The organism is Bradyrhizobium sp. 179 (genome assembly GCF_023073535.1).
Taxonomy (GTDB): domain Bacteria; phylum Pseudomonadota; class Alphaproteobacteria; order Rhizobiales; family Xanthobacteraceae; genus Bradyrhizobium.
Genome location: NZ_JADPJR010000102.1, coordinates 69207 through 87594 on the forward strand (window position 1 = coordinate 69207; position 18388 = coordinate 87594).

17 protein-coding genes and 1 pseudogene are annotated in these 18388 nt (G+C 61.2%); 10 read left to right on the forward strand and 8 right to left on the reverse strand.

Features of this window, described 5'->3' with window-relative positions; all coding sequences use genetic code 11:
• Window positions 1–245: 245 nt before the first annotated feature.
• The 4 genes from IVB12_RS23345 to IVB12_RS23360 form a co-directional block, all read right to left on the reverse strand.
• Window positions 246–389, reverse strand: a complete 144-nt coding sequence (locus tag IVB12_RS23345; protein ID WP_247302452.1) for a hypothetical protein — start codon at window positions 387–389, stop codon at window positions 246–248.
• 860 nt (window positions 390–1249) lie between these two features.
• Window positions 1250–1438, reverse strand: coding sequence for a hypothetical protein (locus IVB12_RS23350; protein ID WP_247302454.1), 189 nt, complete (start codon window positions 1436–1438; stop codon window positions 1250–1252).
• 196 nt (window positions 1439–1634) lie between these two features.
• On the reverse strand, window positions 1635–2966 hold the full coding sequence (gene hemN, locus IVB12_RS23355) for an oxygen-independent coproporphyrinogen III oxidase (protein WP_247302455.1): 1332 nt from the start codon (window positions 2964–2966) through the stop codon (window positions 1635–1637).
• A 1134-nt stretch (window positions 2967–4100) separates the two neighbouring features.
• The gene (locus IVB12_RS23360; protein ID WP_247302457.1) at window positions 4101–4427 is read right to left on the reverse strand and encodes a GcrA family cell cycle regulator; all 327 of its coding nucleotides are present in this window, start codon (window positions 4425–4427) and stop codon (window positions 4101–4103) included.
• Window positions 4428–4985: 558 nt separating this feature from the next.
• Here IVB12_RS23360 and IVB12_RS23365 point away from each other — a divergent pair.
• Together IVB12_RS23365 and IVB12_RS23370 are read left to right on the forward strand one after the other, a co-directional pair.
• A complete protein-coding gene (locus tag IVB12_RS23365; RefSeq protein ID WP_247302458.1) occupies window positions 4986–6224 on the forward strand; it encodes a cytochrome P450 in 1239 nt (412 codons plus the stop codon).
• A gap of 522 nt (window positions 6225–6746) precedes the next feature.
• Window positions 6747–7295 carry an EAL domain-containing protein gene (locus IVB12_RS23370; protein ID WP_346658342.1) on the forward strand — a complete coding sequence of 183 codons (549 nt, stop codon included), beginning with the start codon at window positions 6747–6749 and terminating at the stop codon, window positions 7293–7295.
• Window positions 7296–7752: 457 nt separating this feature from the next.
• Here the strand turns inward: IVB12_RS23370 and IVB12_RS23375 are convergent, their stop codons facing one another.
• The 4 genes from IVB12_RS23375 to fixL form a co-directional block, all read right to left on the reverse strand.
• The gene (locus IVB12_RS23375) at window positions 7753–8451 is read right to left on the reverse strand and encodes a helix-turn-helix domain-containing protein (protein WP_247302468.1); all 699 of its coding nucleotides are present in this window, start codon (window positions 8449–8451) and stop codon (window positions 7753–7755) included.
• Window positions 8452–8554: 103 nt separating this feature from the next.
• Window positions 8555–8974, reverse strand: coding sequence for a response regulator (locus IVB12_RS23380; RefSeq protein WP_247278990.1), 420 nt, complete (start codon window positions 8972–8974; stop codon window positions 8555–8557).
• A 44-nt stretch (window positions 8975–9018) separates the two neighbouring features.
• A complete protein-coding gene (fixJ, locus tag IVB12_RS23385) occupies window positions 9019–9636 on the reverse strand; it encodes a response regulator FixJ (protein WP_247302470.1) in 618 nt (205 codons plus the stop codon).
• 3 nt (window positions 9637–9639) lie between these two features.
• The gene (fixL, locus tag IVB12_RS23390) at window positions 9640–11157 is read right to left on the reverse strand and encodes a sensor protein FixL (RefSeq protein WP_247302472.1); all 1518 of its coding nucleotides are present in this window, start codon (window positions 11155–11157) and stop codon (window positions 9640–9642) included.
• Between the two features lie 188 nt (window positions 11158–11345).
• On the opposite strand from fixL, the pseudogene IVB12_RS23395 reads away from it, so the two are divergent.
• From IVB12_RS23395 to IVB12_RS23430, 8 genes and pseudogenes are all read left to right on the forward strand, one after another.
• Window positions 11346–12229 (forward strand): annotated as a pseudogene (locus tag IVB12_RS23395) (universal stress protein).
• Window positions 12213–12638 (forward strand): CBS domain-containing protein, encoded by a 426-nt coding sequence (locus IVB12_RS23400; RefSeq protein WP_247302481.1) that lies wholly within the window; start codon window positions 12213–12215, stop codon window positions 12636–12638. Before IVB12_RS23395 ends, IVB12_RS23400 begins: the two are co-directional and overlap by 17 nt.
• 211 nt (window positions 12639–12849) lie before the next feature.
• Complete coding sequence (gene ccoN, locus IVB12_RS23405; protein ID WP_247302483.1) at window positions 12850–14499, forward strand: cytochrome-c oxidase, cbb3-type subunit I; 1650 nt, start codon at window positions 12850–12852, stop codon at window positions 14497–14499.
• Window positions 14500–14509: 10 nt separating this feature from the next.
• Window positions 14510–15244, forward strand: a complete 735-nt coding sequence (ccoO, locus tag IVB12_RS23410) for a cytochrome-c oxidase, cbb3-type subunit II (RefSeq protein WP_247302485.1) — start codon at window positions 14510–14512, stop codon at window positions 15242–15244.
• A 13-nt stretch (window positions 15245–15257) separates the two neighbouring features.
• Complete coding sequence (locus IVB12_RS23415) at window positions 15258–15422, forward strand: cbb3-type cytochrome c oxidase subunit 3 (protein WP_247302487.1); 165 nt, start codon at window positions 15258–15260, stop codon at window positions 15420–15422.
• 6 nt (window positions 15423–15428) lie between these two features.
• The gene (gene ccoP, locus IVB12_RS23420; protein WP_247302489.1) at window positions 15429–16304 is read left to right on the forward strand and encodes a cytochrome-c oxidase, cbb3-type subunit III; all 876 of its coding nucleotides are present in this window, start codon (window positions 15429–15431) and stop codon (window positions 16302–16304) included.
• 109 nt (window positions 16305–16413) lie between these two features.
• Entirely contained in the window at window positions 16414–17880 is a 1467-nt protein-coding gene (gene ccoG / locus IVB12_RS23425) for a cytochrome c oxidase accessory protein CcoG (RefSeq protein WP_247302491.1), read from the forward strand.
• 15 nt (window positions 17881–17895) lie between these two features.
• Window positions 17896–18381 (forward strand): FixH family protein, encoded by a 486-nt coding sequence (locus tag IVB12_RS23430; protein WP_247278979.1) that lies wholly within the window; start codon window positions 17896–17898, stop codon window positions 18379–18381.
• The last annotated feature ends 7 nt before the right edge of the window (window positions 18382–18388 follow it).

Consider the following 18388-nt stretch of genomic DNA (forward strand, 5'->3'; position numbering starts at 1 on the left):
CTGGCGCTATACCGCAACAATGCATCGTGATTTCCACGTCCGTCGATTTGAATAAGGTGCACGTCCACCTGACGGCCCTAGACCGGTTCGGGATCCTAGTGCTCAAGGCGGATTAGGTGACGCTTGAGGCCAGCCGGCATCTCTATGCCAACGACACCCGCTCAGCCTTCCGCGCTATCACCACTGCTGGCGCAGCTTGGCCAACGTGGTGGTACCCAGCGCGGCGCAACCCAGCCGCTCGATCGCTAATCGAGTGCAAGCATCTGCTGCACCGTGTCGAGACGGGGAGTGGCCTGCTCGATGTGACGTTCGCTGGCAAGAGATTGGCGGCCAGCGCCGAAGCCCAGGGATTCTCGCGACAAATCCGCTGCCACGAGGATGTTCTTCAACAGAGAGCCGCGCTAGCTGAGCTCGCATAAGAACACGCCGGACCCTAGAAACGCCCGCAGCTCGGTCCATGGGATGAAGCACAGGCGGGCAGAAGGGGCTAACATCTTTTGACGCGCGTAAGCTCGCTGAGGCCGGCACGAGGTCTTGATTGGCTCTCATGGGAAGATGGAGAGCGCGATTGGAGGCGTTTTGATAGCTGCGGGACCAGACAGAACATCCATCAGCTCGATTGGAGTTACCGGATCTATATCGCATCGCGACTTCGTCCTTGATGTGGCCCGAGCGAGTTTCACCGGCACTGACTGGCATGTGTCCGTCATCTCCATCAATTGCTAGGTTTGGTAGGTTGACCGGGCGCGGGACGTCGGCCTCGCTGTGCGAATCTGTCGTGCCGCTCGGCGCGAGACCGTCCCGGCGTTCGGGACGAACTCCGGTATGGCAGCGTCGAGGGGTGCTATTCGGGAAGGTCGCTTCGATTCCGGTTGCGCGAGGCTCTTACGGGAAACTTGTTTCGATCCCGCGGGATCCGGTTCTAACTGTAGTGCTCGATTATCGTTGGCGCCGTGTCGCGCCGGCGCCGGTCCTTTTGTGCTCTTTGGTCTAGCTCATCGCGTCGACCAGCTGCTGCTCTGGATTGCACGCAGCGATCCGTAGCGATCCTGGTCGAGCGGCGACCATGCACATCAATAGGATCCGTCGTGCATCACCACGAAGCGCTCCTCTTTGCTGGGAGTTCGTATCCAGCGTAGACCGCAGGCTGATTGCGGTATCCCGGGCTGCCAGCGCTTGAGGAGGTCGAAATATCCTCGTACATCCGGACGAGCTCGATCAGGTTTTAGATACCGAAGTCGCTGAACGCCTACATCTCATCTTCTCCGACGCGGTAGACCCAAATGAAGCCGTCCTCGATCGCCATTTTGTTGGCGACGTCCCGCAGCCAGTCGTCGTCCTGGTCGAGGTCCGCGGCCACACGGGCAATGGTGGTGATGTGATGAACTTTGTCGGTCACGCCGCTTGAGCGGACTGCGTTGCAGTCGGGGGCGTCCAATTGCCGGCAGCAACTCGCCTAGCCGACTTCGCGGCTAGGGCCGGGTCGGCTCTCGTCGCGCAGCTGCGGACGGCGTCCTTTACGAATTTGGCGCTGTACGTGAGTGCACCAGGTGAGCGAAAATCGTTACCCGGGCTTCTGGGCGCGTAACGGAAGGTAATGCATTCATACGATCAGCGCTCCTTGGCTGGTCTTGTCAGAGCGGCGCGCCAAGATAAGCATCGAATGCGGCGGCCACGGCGCGAGTTAGAAAACGATGCTCCTGCCTCACGCGGATGAATCCCTTTTCCACCTCCACGATCCCATCCTCGGCGAGCATTGCCAAGCGTTCGGGTGAACCGAGGAACGGGACCGGGTCAAATCCATGAGCAATGCAAATTGCCGGCACGTCGACCTCGAAATCGCACATCAGCCGCTCGATGATTGCGGCCCGGACGCGGTCTTCGAGGCTGAGACAGTAGCCCTTTGACGTCGCCAGACGGCCGGCTTTGATTTGGCCGCTGTAAGAACCCGCTGCAACTTCATTCTGGACGTAACCATCGCCAACTCGGCCGATGGCCGACGGGCCGAAACCGATGACTTTATGGCAGGTGTTGGCCGAGTAACCCAGTGAGTTCCGCCGCAGGCGACCGGCTTTCTGCGCCAGCGCGAGCTCATCGTCCGGCAAGGCGAAATGGTCAAGTCCGATTTGGCGGTAGCCCGCAGCAATCAGTGTATTGGCCATTGCCGCGGCCTGTTCTGCACGGGCAGGGCTGTCTGGCAGCGCTGCCTCGTCGATCAGGCGCTGATTCTTCTTAAAGGAAGGAACGTGCGCGTAGCCGAATACCGCAAGCCGGTCTGGTCGCATGGCCACCGCCGTAGTCGCGGTCTGAACGCAGGACTGCACCGTCTGATTTGGCAGACCGTAGATGAGGTCGAAGTTGATGCGCATTACTCCATGCTGCCGCAGCATTTCGACAGCGCGCTCTGTTTGTGCCTCACTCTGAACGCGGTTAATGGCCTTTTGAACAATTGGATCGAAGCTCTGGACGCCCAGGCTCGCGCGGTTCACGCCGGCAGCCGCTAACGCTTCGGATGTGGCGAGCGTGAACGTGCGCGGGTCGATCTCAACAGCGATGGCGGCCGTTTTCGAAACCGCAAAGCGGCGGCGCAGAAGTTCCATCAGTGCCCCGAACTGCGCGGGCTCGATGAGGGTCGGCGTTCCACCGCCGAAGTGCACGTCGCTCACAGGCAGCCGTTGCGGCACCTGCGCGGCGACCAACTCGATCTCCTTACGAAGAACCGCCAAATATTCTAGGATGGGTGAATCCCGGCGAGTGATGCTTCGAGCGAAGCCGCAATACCAGCAAATCGATCGACAGAACGGAACGTGGAAATAGAGCGACACGGACTCATTAACCGGCAGGCGCTGCAGCCATTTCTCAGAGGCTTCGGCGCCGACCACCGTGGAGAACTGGGCTACAGTTGGATAGATGGTGTACCAAGGAAGGCGAGCATCGCAATACTTTTCCAGGACCGAGGTCTGCAACGATTGTTATCCTATGTTTACGAAGTTTGTGGTCGCAAGCGAAGTCTTTTGCATTCCTTTTTGCCGACAGTAGTCCGGAATGTCGCTAGACAATTGGAAGCTTGCGTGACGGCCGATCTGCTGACGAAACGCGGTGTGGGATAGCAAGCCGTTCCTCTCGAAGACAGAGAACAACTGCTGCAGGCGAGATACTCGAATCAACACGGCCACGGCGGGGCCCAGATTCAACTCCGCTTCGCTAATCTCCGACGTTCGCCAACGAGACATCCACCGGGGCTGTTGACGCTGCTAGAGCTCGAACTGCTCCACGACCTGACTCGTGCGAGGTTCATCGATCAAAATTGATACGTCGCCTCGCAATCTTCATCAACTTACAAGGTTTGGTAGTTGACTTCTGCCTGGCGTATTCCCCATCCACCCAGGGATCCTGCGCCGCCTCGGGGACATCCCGGTACATAGTCGAACTTCACCAATGCGAGGATCGTCGGTGTCGCGCGGCGCCACGGCTGTTGGCGTGAGTGTGTTCTCGCAGTTGGTATGGAAAAAGTAATGAGCCGGGTAGGCGAGCGAGAAGTGATCGATGCAATTGAACAGCCGTTTCAGACTTGCCACCGGTTTTGCACAGATCGTCAAGGCACCTATGGTGGGTGGTGGTCGTCTTCGCGTGTCTGGGCACTGCAGGAGTCTATTTTTGACCGACGTCAGACAATATGTCGAGAGCTCGGCGGTCCGTGAAGTTGCTCCAAGGCTGAGCTTGTCACCGACGCCGGGGCGGTACCTGTCGGAGGTTCCATCGGGACAGGCTCACGGTCAAGCGGCTTCACCCGAGCTCGCGTCCTCGTCGGGCACGGAGTGTGCAGAAACTTCCAAACACGGCGCAACCAGGACGTCGGGCCCCGAAGACGCATAGCCGAAAACGAGGCTCAAGAACCAGAACGCATTCTTCTTCTAATTCAGTGCATCCAGCCTCTTGAGATTGGATGACTTGACCTACGATCGAGCCTCCGCCGCGAACATTCTACTCGACGCCACTGTTCGTCCCATAGCCACAAAGCGCGCAAACCAACAAGCAAATCGTCCGGATGGACCAAAGTACGGCGCATAGCCCGGGAGATCGCGGCGCGCCTGATAGTTCTACGCGGTATTCCTGACTGCCTCAGCTAGCATCGCGTAAAGCTGCCGCTTGCTCATTTCCTGAGGCTGGCTATCTAGCGCCTTTTGCGACAGCTTCTTTCCGACGCAATCGCGACCAGCCGCCATCGCCGTCGGCCCTCGCTTCGGGGCGGGTCTAATCTTGGGTTTTGCTGTTGGTGGCTTGTGACCTCGAGTGAGGCCCAACCGAGCTAGCCTGCCGCAAACTGCGTTGCGACTGCACTCGAGATGACGCGCGATCTGCGCGGCACTCTGTCCCGCGGCCCAGAGCTTTTCCAGCTGTGCCAATTCTCTTTTATTCCAGCGCATGGACGCTACTTTAGTGCCAGTTGTGACGTCAGGTTAGTTTACTCTTCGTCCGGCTCGCGCACGATCGCCGGTTTGGTCTCCTGTTCATTCATTCTACGAAAGCCCGCATCGCGAGTGAAGGAAACGAGTGTCCTTGGCAAACCGCGCTCTCTTCTTAGTCCCTACCGTGATTAGGGTCCCATCTGCTCGCGCAATATAAGTAGTCGAGTGGCAACCGGGCGTGCCGCTGGGTGCCATCGCGGCGAGTGCTTGCGCCTGATGTTGACTACCACAAAAGCGAGTTCGCGCGCCTCCCCAATCTTGATAGGGGAGCTTCGCTCGCCTTTCCACTATTCTTTATCGACGGGGGCCGAACCAAGTTCCCAAGTAACTTCGGCCGTAAGATAATTTCAGAGTTCTGACGATTGTGCGAGCTCTCGCGAAGCCGAGCCATGGACATGCGTCACACATTGTTACTGTAGGGCCCAGCTCGTTGTGTTTCGACCGAGCTTCCATGCGAGTGCAAATAGCGCATGAGCCGAGCTTTCAAAATTGCACGCCAATGTCCGCGAGACAATCATGACAGACTTATCGGCAGAGAACGCTTGCGAGGAGGCTGACATCCCGCTGAGCCGCCTTGATGTAAGCGAGCCCAAGCGCTTTGAAGATGATACCGTTTGGTCTTGTTTCGAGCGGCTGCGAAGGGAAGATCCCGTCCATTATTGCGAAGACAGCCCGTACGGTCCATATTGGTCGATAACGAAATACCGCGACATCGTAGCCGTGGATTCAAATCACACAATATTCTCGTCAGAGCGAAGCGTCACAATTGTGGACCCGCCGCAGAAGTATTGGAGTCCCAGTTTTATTAAGATGAGTCCTCCTGTCCATGCTCAGCAGCGTAAGACTGTCAGTCCGATCGCGGCATCGGAGAACCTGGCGAAGCTTGAAGGCTTGATCCGCTCGCGGGTTCAGAAGATCTTGGACGGTTTGCCGCGCAATGATACCTTCAACTGGGTCGATAGAGTCTCCATCGAGTTGACGACCCAAATGCTGGCCACGCTGTTCGACTTTCCATTTCAAGATCGACGGCTGCTGACCTACTGGTCGGACGTAGCCGCCTTGAGTCCACAAATGGGCCACCAGATCGACAGCTGGGAAAAGCGAAAGGCGGTGCTGTCCGAGTGCTTGGACTATTTCACACGGCTTTGGAGCGAACGGGCAAAATCCGAGCCGCGCGCTGACCTAATCTCTATGATGGCGCATTCACCGGCGACCCGAAACATGGAGCCATGTGAGTTCCTGGGCAACCTCATTCTGCTGATTGTTGGAGGTAACGATACTACGCGCAACTCAATTACGGGTGGCGTCTTGTTCATGAGTCAAAATCCGTCCCAACTGCGAAAACTCCGCGATGATGCTTCGCTAGTGCCGGGGGCGGTATCCGAGATTATACGATACCAAACGCCTATCGCGCATATGCGCCGGACCGCTGTGGACGATTTCACGATAGGGCACAAGCAAATCAGGCGAGGCGATAAAGTTGTGATGTGGTACATCTCTGGCAACCGAGACGACGACGCTATTGCTAGCCCCAACAGCTTCATCATCGATCGAGAACATGTACGGCAACATCTCTCTTTTGGCTTTGGGATTCATCGTTGCATGGGTAGGCATCTTGCAGAGCTGCAGCTGAAAGTCCTGTGGCAGGAGATGCTGAAGCGATCTCTGGAGGTAAAGGTGGTCGGCGAACCGGAGCGAGTTCAATCCAATTTTGTGCACGGTTATTCCGCACTGCCGGTGCAGATTCCAGGTTAGTCTCGGTTGCGAGCGACATTCAACACTGGTTATATCGTGCAGAACCAGTTAGGACCTCGTGGAGACCAGTTGTCTCGGTAAGTTCACCGGGGTTGCCTTGCGGGCTTCTGGGTGTTTTGACGATTGCCGGCAGGGCCACAGCGTCGCTATCCCGCCGAAGACCTGGCCGGGCGGTTGCGATATTCATCGCGCCACCCCCTGGTGCCACCTCCGACGGCCTCGCTTTCTGTGTCCTGGTTGTGCTCCGCCGAGCGGCCCTCTCGCCTTGTTCTGGGCGAAACGGTCGCTCGCGTTCACCTTGGAGGGATGGTGAGCGGATCGGCTCTCTCCGAGAAGCCCCAAGTGGCGGACCGATCCGTAATGGCTTTGTTTCCATGGGCGATCGCCTGCCGGAACTTTCCGCCCCGGTCGCTTGGCTTCAAAAAGCGCGTCCCACCCGACAGTTCTGTCATGCGATATCCCCTCGACATGCCTGAGCGGGGCAAGGCCTTTTTGGCGGTAGGCTGATCGCGCTTAAGCGGCGTGAGCGGCGCTCTGAGGCTGTTCGATGCCCAGATTGACGACCGGGTGCTGATGGAAGCTTGCCGTGAGGCCGCGTCGTGGAACCGACTCTTGAGGATCGCCGTCAACGTCTCGGCCGCGCAATTCCGCAGAGAGAACCTCGATGCGCAAGTCCGAAAGGCGCTGGGCGAAAGCGGGCTGTCGCTGGCCGGCCTCGAGCTCGAGATCACCGAAGGCGTGCTGATCGAGGATGTCTTGCGCGCGAAGAAGACGATGCAATCGCTCAAGAGCCTCGGCATCCTGATCGCGCTGGACGACTTCGGGACCGGGTATTCCTCGTTGTCCTACCATCGAGGCCTTCCCTCTCGACCGGATCAAGATCTATCGGGCATCCGTTGCCTCGCTTGGACAGAACGAGCGATCGTTGGCCATCGTTCGCGCTGTCATCGGCTCGCTCAGGGTCTTGGCGTGCCGGTGCTTGCTGAAGGGATCGAAACGAAGGTCCAAATGTCGCTCCTTGTCCAGGAGGGCTCTGATGAGATGCAAGGCTACTTGATCGGACGCCCGTAGCGTCTTGCGGCGGAAAGTCGGTCCAAGCCGAGGGTCCCATCTGTCGTCCAGTCGGCCTCATAGGGGAGATTGCGGCGGGCTCGACAAAGTTGTCTTCAGGATTCGGCATTGAAGGACCCGGACTGAGATCCAGACCAGCGTCACTGGTGCGAGAGCTGCCAGCAGGCCCAGTACCGCGAAAATCAGGATGATCTAGAGGACGTCAACATCCGCGCCGCATTCGCCTGCGCGCACCGTAACGTCAGGCCGGCTGCTAGGCCACAACCTGATGGGAGAGGTCGAACCGGTTTGGTCGTTTTGGGCTTCAACTCCGCCGCAGCAGTTGGCACACGTTTTGGCAACTCTGATCCTCTTGGCCGGAAACGCAGCCCGCGGCTTGATTGCGGCAAGAAAGGCCCGCCGAAAATGCGTTCGGCGGGCCAAGTCGGAGAGGAGAAACGCGGCCGGGTGAAAGCGATCAGGCATCGAGATTGTGCAGGCGCTGGCGGTTGCGCAGTACGATCTGGCGGGCGCCGGAGAAGCCGAGTATGCGCTTTGCGTGAAGCTGCGAGAGCGCGCGCGACACGGTCTCGAGCGTGAGGCCGAGATAGTCGCCGATATCGCGCCGACACATCGGCAGTGCCATCATGCCGGCGACGGCGAGGCGGCGATCCATTTCGAGCAGGAAGGTTGCAACACGCTCCATCGCCGTCTTGCGCCCCAGCAGCAACATGTGATCTTCGGCGTGACGCAGCTCGCCCGCCGTCATGACCCAGAGCTTGCGCGCGACCTGTACGTCGGTGCTGGCGGACCTTTCGAGGCTGGCTCGCTCCACGAGGCGTACGCTGGTAGCGATAATCGCTTCGGCCGCAAGGCGATGCGTCTGGCCGGGTTCGAGGCCGAACACGTCACCGGGAAGATGGAACGCGCCGATCTGACGGCGGCCGTCGGAGAGCAGCTTGTAGCTGCGCACCGCGCCGGAGACGACCTGATAGACATATTCGGCGGGCTCATCCCCGCCATAGATCTCCTCGTCCTTGCGATAAGAGAACTCGGTGGCAACGAGGCCGGCATGTCCGGCGATCGCGCCGAATTGTTCGGAAACGGAACGCGCGGGAGCGATCTTACCGCCGATTTGCGTCTTAATCGCCTGGGTCTTGAGCGTCTGGGTCAGCATCTGCGCCATCTCCGTTGTGATGGTGCATTGGTACGCGGGATCGCGCGATCCGGAAATTTCGAGCGATATCTTAAGGAGGTTTACCTACGGAGAATCCCGTAGGTCAGTGGCCGCGCCTGTCCTGGATGGCGTGGCGGATGCATTTCGCCAGGTTTTCATCGAGGAGCGGCTTCAAAATCACGTCCGTGATCCCTGCCGCCGCTGCCTTTACCGAGATATTTCCGTCGGGATAGCCGGTGATCAGGATCACGGGCCTGTCGGCGTCGGATTGGCGCAGCCGCCAGGCCAACTCGATGCCATTGATGTCAGGCATCTTATAGTCGATCACGTAGCAGTCCGCGCCGGGCGGGGTCGTCGCATTGAGCAGCGCCGGAGCGCTCCTGAAGGTCCGCACGGCAAAGCCCTCGGTTTCCAGCAGGAAGCGCAGGGATCCCAGCACAGCGGCATCGTCGTCGACCACGTAGACGGTGGGCTTTGCCGATGCGCCTGGGGGCCGCTGATGGGGCGAGCCGATCTCGATCATGCCTGCGTGGCTACCACAGGCCCGCACACGTGCCTTGACCTGCCTCAATCCTTCAGCATGCCGGCGCGCATCGCCAGCCGGACCAGTTCCGAGAGGCTGTTGGCCTGCATCTTGGTCATCACATTGGCCCGGTAGACCTCGATCGTGCGCGGGCTGATGTCGTATTCGCGGGCGATCAGCTTATTGGAGAGACCTGCGATCAGCCCCTCCATGATCTGGTGCTCGCGCGGGCTCAACGAGGCCACACGGGCGGCCATATCCTGCGCGATAGCCTCGTTCTTGGCGACCGGTTCGGCCCGGCGGATCGCGGCCTCGATCATGGTGACGAGGCGGTCGTCCTCGAACGGCTTTTCCAGGAAGTCGACCGCACCAAGCTTCATCGCTTCGACTGCGAGCGGCACGTCGCCGTGACCGGTCATGATCACGATCGGGAACGGACTGTGCTGCGCCTTCATGCACTTGAGAAGCTCGATTCCGTCAACGCCCGGCATGCGGATGTCCGAGACCACGCAGCCGAAGGCGAGGCCGGGCAGGCCGCCGAGGAAGCCTTGCGCATTGTCGAATAGGGTGACGCCGAAGCCGCAGGAATCCAGCAGGAAGTTCAGCGAGTCCCGCATCGCCGCGTCGTCGTCGATGACGTAGACATGTCCCTTGGTTGTCATGAATCAGTTCTCGTCGGCTGCCGGGAGGGTGAAGCGGAATGTTGCGCCACCCGATGCGTTGCTCTCGGCCCACATGCGGCCGCCGTGAGCCTCGATGATGGAGCGGCTGATGGACAGTCCCACGCCCATGCCGGTCTCCTTGGTGGTGAAGAAGGTCTGAAACAGGTTTGAAATGACGTCGCCCTGGAAGCCGGACCCGCTGTCGGACACCTCCACTTCGATCACATCATCGGCGATGCGGCTGTTGGCAATAACGAGCTCGCGCCGCGGCGACTGCGCCATCGCTTCCAGCGCATTGCGAAACAGATTGACCAGGACTTGCTGGATCTGCACCCGGTCGGCGAGGACGAGATCGGCGTCCGGATCGAGATTGAAGCGGAGCTGCACGTTCTGCTCGCGGGCGCCGGCAAGCCCAAGCGCGCCGGCTTCCTCGATCAGCTTGGACAGGCTCTCGACCCGCTTCTCGGACTCGCCGCGAGACACGAAGTCGCGTAAGCGCCGGATGATCTGGCCGGCGCGCAACGCCTGTTCGGCGGCGCGGTCCAGCGCGCTTTCGATCTTCCGTGTGTTCGGATCGCTGCTGCCGGCGAGCAGCCGTCGCGAGCCCTTCATATAATTGCTGATCGCCGCCAGCGGCTGGTTGAGCTCGTGGGCGAGCGCAGAGGCCATCTCGCCCATCGCGGTCAGCCGCGAGACATGGACGAGCTCGGACTGCAATTCCTGGAGCCGCGCCTGGGTCTGTTGATGCTCGGTGAGGTCGCGGATGAATCCGGTGAAATAAGGCTCGGCGCCCGACTGCATCTCGCCGATCGCCAGATGCATCGGAAAGGTGGTTCCGTCGCGGCGCTTGCCTGTCACGATACGCCCGATGCCGATGATATGCGGATCTCCGGTGGTGCGGTAGCGCGCGATGTAGCCGTCGTGGCGGGTGCAGTCGGGCTCAGGCATCAGGATGCTGACGTTCTGGCCGATGGCCTCCTGCTCGGGCCAGCCGAACAGGCGCTCGGCCGCCGTGCTGAAGAGCTGGATGATGCCGTGGCCGTCGATGACGATCATTGCATCGGGAATGGTCTGGAGGATCGACTGGAGGTGAGTCTCGCGGGTGCGCAGTGCCTCCTCAACCTGTTTCTCCTCGTTGACGTCGAGAAAGATGCCGCTGAGATGGCGGGCGGCACCGGCGTCGTCCCGGATGAGACCTGCCCGGGCGCGAATCCAGCGCCCCAGGCCTGAGGCATTGGCAACTCTGAAGGATACGTCGAAGCCGCCGCCGTGGTCGACGACATGCTCGATCGCGCTCTCCAGGCGCGCGCGGTCCGCGGGACCGAGGCGCGAGAGAAGGAGTTCATAGCTCGCCGGTTGATTCCGTTCGATGCCGAGCAGCATTCTCGCGGTTTCCGACCACTCCAGCTCGCGCATCCTGAGATCGAGATCCCAGGTGCCGACGCCAAAGCCTTCGATCCGGACGCCGAAATGCTCGCCGCGAGCGTCCTCTGGCGGATGCGTTACGCGGCTCAGCGACAAGCTATTGCTCCCATTCTCCCGCGGAGGGGTCCCGTGGCGGCAATTTCGCCCAAGGCCGGACCGGAGGCAAGTTCGGATGTCTGATCGGCGGATTTCTCCCAACTGGGCGCCGAAAATTGATCTACCTCATCCTGCCTTGCGTCGGCGCGGCTAGATTTCCACAGCAACGTACTGCCCGGAGGCTCCCGATGACATATCCGACCGTGGTGGTCAGCCTGGCGCTCGATCAGCCCAACGAGGCACGTCTTCAGGTCGCGGGCGAACTCGCCGAGCGGTTCGAGGCGACCATTGTCGGCGTTGCCGCGGCGCAGTTCGCTCCGCCGCTCTATTTCGCAGATGGCGCCGAGGCCCTAGGCTGATCGATCGGGAGCAGGCTTCCGTCAGGAACGCCTTGCCGAGCTGGAGGCGCAATCCGCGCCGCGACGAAGGCGCGCGGCGGACACTCGGAATGGCGCAGCGCCCTGGATTTTCCCAGGCGGTTTGTCCTGGCGCAGGTGCGGTGCGCCGACATCGTCGTCAGCGGCGGATATAGCCCGCTTTCTCCGATGCCTTTTCGCTTGCAAGCCTGAAGGATCTGGTAATGCAGGCTGGCCGGCCGCTCCTGATGATAACCGACGGAGTCAACTGGCTCGATGTGCGTAGCGTGCTCATAGTCTGGAAGGACACGCCCGAGGCACGGCGGGCGGTTGTCGATGCATTGCCGAGGCTGCGCAACGCGAAGGACATAACCATCGTCGAGCTTTCGGAATACGCTGGCGACGGCTCGGCCGCGATGGGGCGCGTCACGGACGTTGCCACATGGCTCGCTCGCCACGGCCTCGCTGCGATCGCGCGCATCCCGGAAGCCACGAGAAACCAAACCGCCGCCGAGCAATTAGAGAAGATCGCCTATAACATCGGCGCCGGCTTGATCGTCGCCGGCGCCTACGGTCATTCGCGCTTCCGCGAGCTGATCCTCGGCGGCGCCACGCATCATCTGATGACGCAATCGGCCCGCTGCATGTTCCTGTCGCACCGACCGCCGGCGAACCCAGACCAATCCAGGAGGACGCGCCGTGTACAAGTCTCTTGAACAGACCGTCGGCGGCTACATGACACGCAACGTACGGACGGCTCAGTGCGATCTCGACCTGCTCGAACTCAGCGAGATGTTCGAGCGCGACGATTTCAACTCCTATCCAGTCGAGGATGACGGGCAGGTGGTCGGCATCGTCACCAAATTCGACATCCTGAAGTGTTTCGCCTTCACGCCGAGCCAGATGCTGCCGCGCTATCCCGACCTGATGAGCCGCAAGATCGGCGACGTCATGACGCCCGAGTTCATCTATGTCAGCCCCGACACAACGCTGACGCGCGTGCTCCAGATCATGGTCGAGCATCGCATCAGGAGCATCATCGTGCTCGACGGCGCAAGGAAGCTGGTCGGCATCATCGCCCGCGAGGACGTCATCGCGGCGCTCAAGGCGACGGCGCGGTACTGACGAAGCTGCCTTGATTCCCGCGATTTCAAGCTCCGTGATCTCCCGGAGGCAATGCTTCGCGGTGTGCGCCGTGCCGTGCGCAAGCAATTGATACTACTCCCTGATCCGCATCGGTCTCACGTCAACGGAAACCCAGCTAGCTTGATTTCAATCAATTCCCCGCGAGGGCGAATGTGGTTTCTGGCGACGTGTTCTTTCAGAGAGAATCCGCATGAGCCAGCCCGCCCTCTCCAAATCCATGACGTCAGGTGAAAGCGGCCTGGCTATCGTGTTCGCAGTCACCGCCTTCTTGTGCGTGATCGCCTCGGCCAAGGCGCTCGACGCGTCCTTCGCCTTCCACGCCGCGCTCAGCGCGGCGGCGAGCCTGGCGGCGGTGTTCTGCATCATCAACCGGTACTTCGATCGACCGGCGGCATTGCCGCCGGCTGAGATCAACGGACGCCCCAACTACAACATGGGCCCGATCAAGTTTTCCTCCTTCATGGCGATGTTCTGGGGCATCGCGGGCTTCCTCGTCGGCGTGATCATCGCCTCGCAACTGGCCTGGCCGGCGCTGAACTTCGATCTGCCCTGGACGAGCTTCGGCCGCCTGCGTCCGCTGCACACCTCCGCCGTGATCTTCGCCTTCGGCGGCAACGTGCTGATCGCGACGTCCTTCTACGTCGTCCAGAAGAGCTGCCGCGTGCGCTTGGCCGGCGACCTTGCGCCCTGGTTCGTCGTGATCGGCTACAATTTCTTCATCCTGATCGCCGGCACCGGCTATCTGCTCGGCGTCACCCAGTCGAAGGAATATGCCGAGCCGGAATGGTATGCCGACCTCTGGATGACCATCGTCTGGGTCGCCTATCTGCTGGTCTTCCTTGCCACCATCATCAAGCGCAAGGAACCGCACATCTTCGTCGCAAACTGGTTCTATCTCGCCTTCATCGTGACGATCGCGGTCCTGCATCTCGGCAACAATCCGGCCCTCCCGGTCTCGGTGTTTGGCTCCAAATCCTACGTCGCCTGGGGCGGCATCCAGGACGCCATGTTCCAGTGGTGGTACGGCCACAACGCGGTCGGCTTCTTCCTGACCGCCGGCTTCCTCGCCATCATGTACTACTTCATCCCGAAGCGCGCCGAGCGGCCGATCTATTCCTATCGGCTGTCGATCATCCACTTCTGGGCGCTGATCTTCCTCTACATCTGGGCAGGTCCCCACCATCTGCACTATACGGCGCTGCCGGACTGGACGCAGACGCTGGGCATGACCTTCTCGATCATGCTGTGGATGCCCTCCTGGGGCGGCATGATCAACGGCCTTATGACGCTGTCGGGCGCCTGGGACAAGCTGCGCACCGACCCTGTGCTGCGCATGCTCGTCGTCTCCGTCGCCTTCTACGGCATGTCGACCTTCGAAGGCCCGATGATGTCGATCAAGGTGGTCAACTCGCTCAGCCATTACACCGACTGGACCATCGGCCACGTGCATTCCGGCGCGCTCGGCTGGGTCGGTTTCGTTTCCTTCGGCGCGCTCTACTGCCTGGTACCATGGGCGTGGAATCGCAAGGGCCTCTACAGCCTGAAACTCGTCAACTGGCACTTCTGGATCGCAACCCTCGGCATCGTTCTCTACATCTCGGCGATGTGGGTGTCGGGCATCGTCCAGGGTCTGATGTGGCGCGCCTACACCTCGCTCGGCTTCCTCGAATATTCCTTCATTGAGACGGTCGAGGCGATGCATCCCTTCTACATCATCCGCGCCGCCGGCGGCGGCCTGTTCCTGATCGGCGCGCTGATCATGGCCTACAATCTCTGGATGACGGTTCGCGTCGGCGAAGCGGAAGTCCAGAGGCCCCTCGCTCTTCAGCCGGCGGAATGAGGAGTTTTCCATGTCGTTCTGGACACGCCATCAAGTCTTCGAAAAGAACTCGATCATCCTGATCGTCGGCATCCTGCTGGTGATCGCGATCGGCGGTCTCGTCGAGATCACGCCGCTGTTCTACCTCAAGAGCACGATCGAGGCGGTCGACGGTGTCAGGCCCTATACGCCACTGGAGCTCGCAGGCCGCAACGTCTACGTCCGCGAAGGCTGTTATCTCTGCCACTCGCAGATGATCCGCCCCCTGCGCGACGAGGTCGAGCGCTACGGCCACTTCTCGCTCGCCGCCGAGAGCATGTTCGACCACCCGTTCCAGTGGGGCTCCAAGCGCACCGGTCCCGACCTTGCTCGCGTCGGCGCCAAATATTCCGACGACTGGCACGTCACCCATCTGACCAACCCGCGCGCGATCGTGCCGAAGTCGGTGATGCCGGGCTATCCGTTCCTCAGTCAGACAGAGGTCGATCCCGACATGATCGCCGACCACATGCGTACGCTGAGAACCGTCGGGGTGCCCTACACCGACGATCAGATCGCGAGCGCCGGCGCCGATATGAAGGCCCAGGCCGATCCGAACAATTCCGGCAGCGATGCCTTCAGCAAGCGCTACGCCAAGGCCGTCGTGCGCAATTTCGACGGCAAGACCGGCACGCCGACCGAGATGGACGCGCTGATCGCATATTTGCAGATGCTCGGCACGCTGGTCGACTTCAAGATCTACAACGAGAAAGCCAATTTTCGCTGAGAAGGCATCAACGATGAAAGCCATCCTGACACTCGACAATCTTGCGTCCGGTCTCGTGACCACGATCTGGACGCCGGTCTTCATCGCGATCTTTCTCGCGATCATCGCCTACGCATTGTGGCCTCGCAACAAGCCCGCTTTCGACGAAGCGGCACACCTGCCGTTGCGGGAGGAGTGAGAGATCATGACCGATCATCATAGCGACATCGATTCCGTCACCGGCAGGTCCACGACCGGGCACGAGTGGGACGGCATCAAGGAGCTCAACACGCCGCTGCCGCGCTGGTGGGTAGTCACCTTCTACCTCACCATCGTCTGGGCGATCGGCTACTGGCTCGTCTATCCGGCCTGGCCGCTGATCTCCAGCAACACCACGGGCATGTTCGGATACTCGTCCCGCGCCGACGTCGCAGTCGAGCTCGCCAATCTCGAGAAGATCCGCGGCGACAAGATGGTGGCGCTCGGCGCGGCCTCACTCGCCGACATCGAAAAGGATCCGGCCTTGCTGGCGCTTGCCCGCGCCAAGGGGAAAACCGTGTTCGGCGACAATTGCGCACCGTGTCACGGCAGCGGCGGCGCCGGCGCGAAAGGCTATCCGAACCTGAACGACGACGACTGGCTGTGGGGCGGCACGCTCGACCAGATCATGCAGACCATCCAGTTCGGCGCGCGTTCCGGTCACGCCAAGGCGCATGAGGGCCAAATGCTCGCCTTCGGCAAGGACGGCGTGCTGAAGGGCGACGAGATCGTCACGGTCGCCAATTACGTGCGGTCGGTATCGGGCTTGTCGACCCGCAAGGGCTACGACGCGGCGAAGGGCGAAAAGATCTTCGCGGAGAATTGCGTCGCCTGCCATGGCGACGGCGGAAAGGGCAACCCCGAGATGGGCGCGCCGAATCTCACCGACAAGATCTGGCTCTATGGCTCGGACGAGGCGAGCCTGATCGAAACCATCAGCCTGGGCCGCGGCGGCGTCATGCCGGCCTGGGAGGGGCGGCTCGATCCGGCCACCATCAAGGCCATGGCGGTCTATGTCCACTCGCTGGGCGGTGGAAAATAGCCCATTGACGGAAGACGGGGGCGAACAAAACGCCCCCGTTTGCGCTGGATCAATGGACGGCGCCGCGTCGGGTCTAGGTTTAATCGCACCTGTCAAAAAGTACCAGGCGATGAACAAGATCGTGAGCCCGAACGAACTCACATCGGACGACGATTACGGGCCGCTCTACGCTGCCCGGAAGAAGGTCTATCCCCAGAGCGTCTCCGGCACGTTCCGCCGGATCAAATGGGGCCTGATGGCGTTCTGCCTCGGCTTCTACTACTTGCTGCCCTTCGTGCGCTGGAACCGCGGTCTCGGCGCCCCCAGCCAGGCGGTGCTGATCGATCTGCCCAACAGCCGCTTCTACTTCTTCTTCATCGAGCTGTGGCCGCAGGAGGTCTACTACTTCACGGGCCTGTTGATCGTCGCCGCGGTGGCGTTGTTCCTGATGAACTCGGTCGGCGGCCGCATCTGGTGCGGCTATCTCTGTCCGCAGACGGTCTGGACCGACCTGTTCTACGCTGTCGAGCGCCTGATCCAAGGCGATCGGCGCGAGCGGATGAAGAAGGACAAATCGTCCGATCCGATGAGGCTCGAGCGCATCTTGGAGATCGTGCTCAAGCATTCGATCTGCCTCCTGATTGCCTGGTGGACCGGCGGCGCCTGGGTGCTCTACTTCAACGACGCGCCGACGCTGGTGAAGGAGCTCGTCACCTTTCAGGCGCCGATGATCGCCTACGCCTGGATCGGCATCCTCACCGCGACGACCAATGTGCTCGCCGGATTCATGCGCGAGCAGGTCTGCGTCTATATGTGCCCCTGGCCGCGGATCCAGGCGGCGCTCACCGACGAATGGGCGCTCAACGTCACCTACCGCTACGATCGCGGCGAGAAGCGTACCTCGGTCAAGAAGGCCGCCGAGCTGCGTGCGCTCGGCGAGCAGGTCGGAGATTGCATCAACTGCTACCAGTGCGTCGCGGTTTGCCCCACCGGCATCGACATCCGCAACGGACCGCAGATGGAATGCATCCAGTGCGGGCTCTGCATCGACGCCTGCGACAACGTGATGGCCAAGATCGGCCGGCCGAAGCGGCTGATCGGCTACGACAACGACATCAACATCCATCGCCGCCAGGAAGGCAAGGCGCCGGTCTACCGCATCGTCCGGCCCCGCACGGTCGCCTACAGCGCGATCATCGCGGGCGTCGGCGGCATCATGATCTACACCCTCGCGACCCGCAGCCTGCTCGACGTCAACGTGCTGCACGACCGCAATCCGGTCGCGGTCAGGCTCAGCGACGGCTCGATCCGCAACGCCTACACGGTCCGGCTGCTGAACAAGAGCGGCTATGACCGCGTCATCGCCATCGACGCCAACGGCCCGGTCAACGCGACCATTCACGTCATCGGCGTCGACTCCGTGACGCCGGACCGGCCGATGATCGTGATCCCCCGCGACTCCACCAGCGAGCTGCGCATGCTCGTGACCGCGCCGGCGCAGAGCAATCCGGAGAAGTCGATTCTCGTCCGCTTCCACGTCACCGATATCGGGCTCGGCGAGGCCGCATCCGGCACCGACAATTTCGTCGCGCCGTAAGTCCAGGAGACACCCATGGCATCCAAGCCGCTCACCGGGACCAAGGTGTTCCTGATGCTGGTCGCCTTCTTCGGCGTCGTGATCGGCGTCAACGTCACCATGATGAAGCTCGCGATCGCGACGCTGCCCGGCACCGACGTCGACAGCCCCTATGCCGCAGGCCTCACTTATGACCGCGAGATCTCGGCGGCGCAGGATCAAGCCGCGCGCAAATGGCAGGTTAACGCTCATATCGAGCGGCGCGCCGATGGCAATGCCGTGCTCCAGGTCGAAGCGCGCGACGCTGCCGGGCAGCCGGTGAGCGGGTTGAGGTTCGGCGGACGCCTGGAGCGGCCGACCGACAAGCGCGCTGATCTCGCCGTCGAGCTCACCGAGGCGGGCATCGGCCTCTATCGCGGCGATGCCGCGTCCCTCGCGCCGGGCCAGTGGGACCTGGTGATCGCGGGTGAGGCGCGGGGGACGCGCGTCTTCCTGTCACGCAACCGCGTGATTCTGAACTGAAGGATTT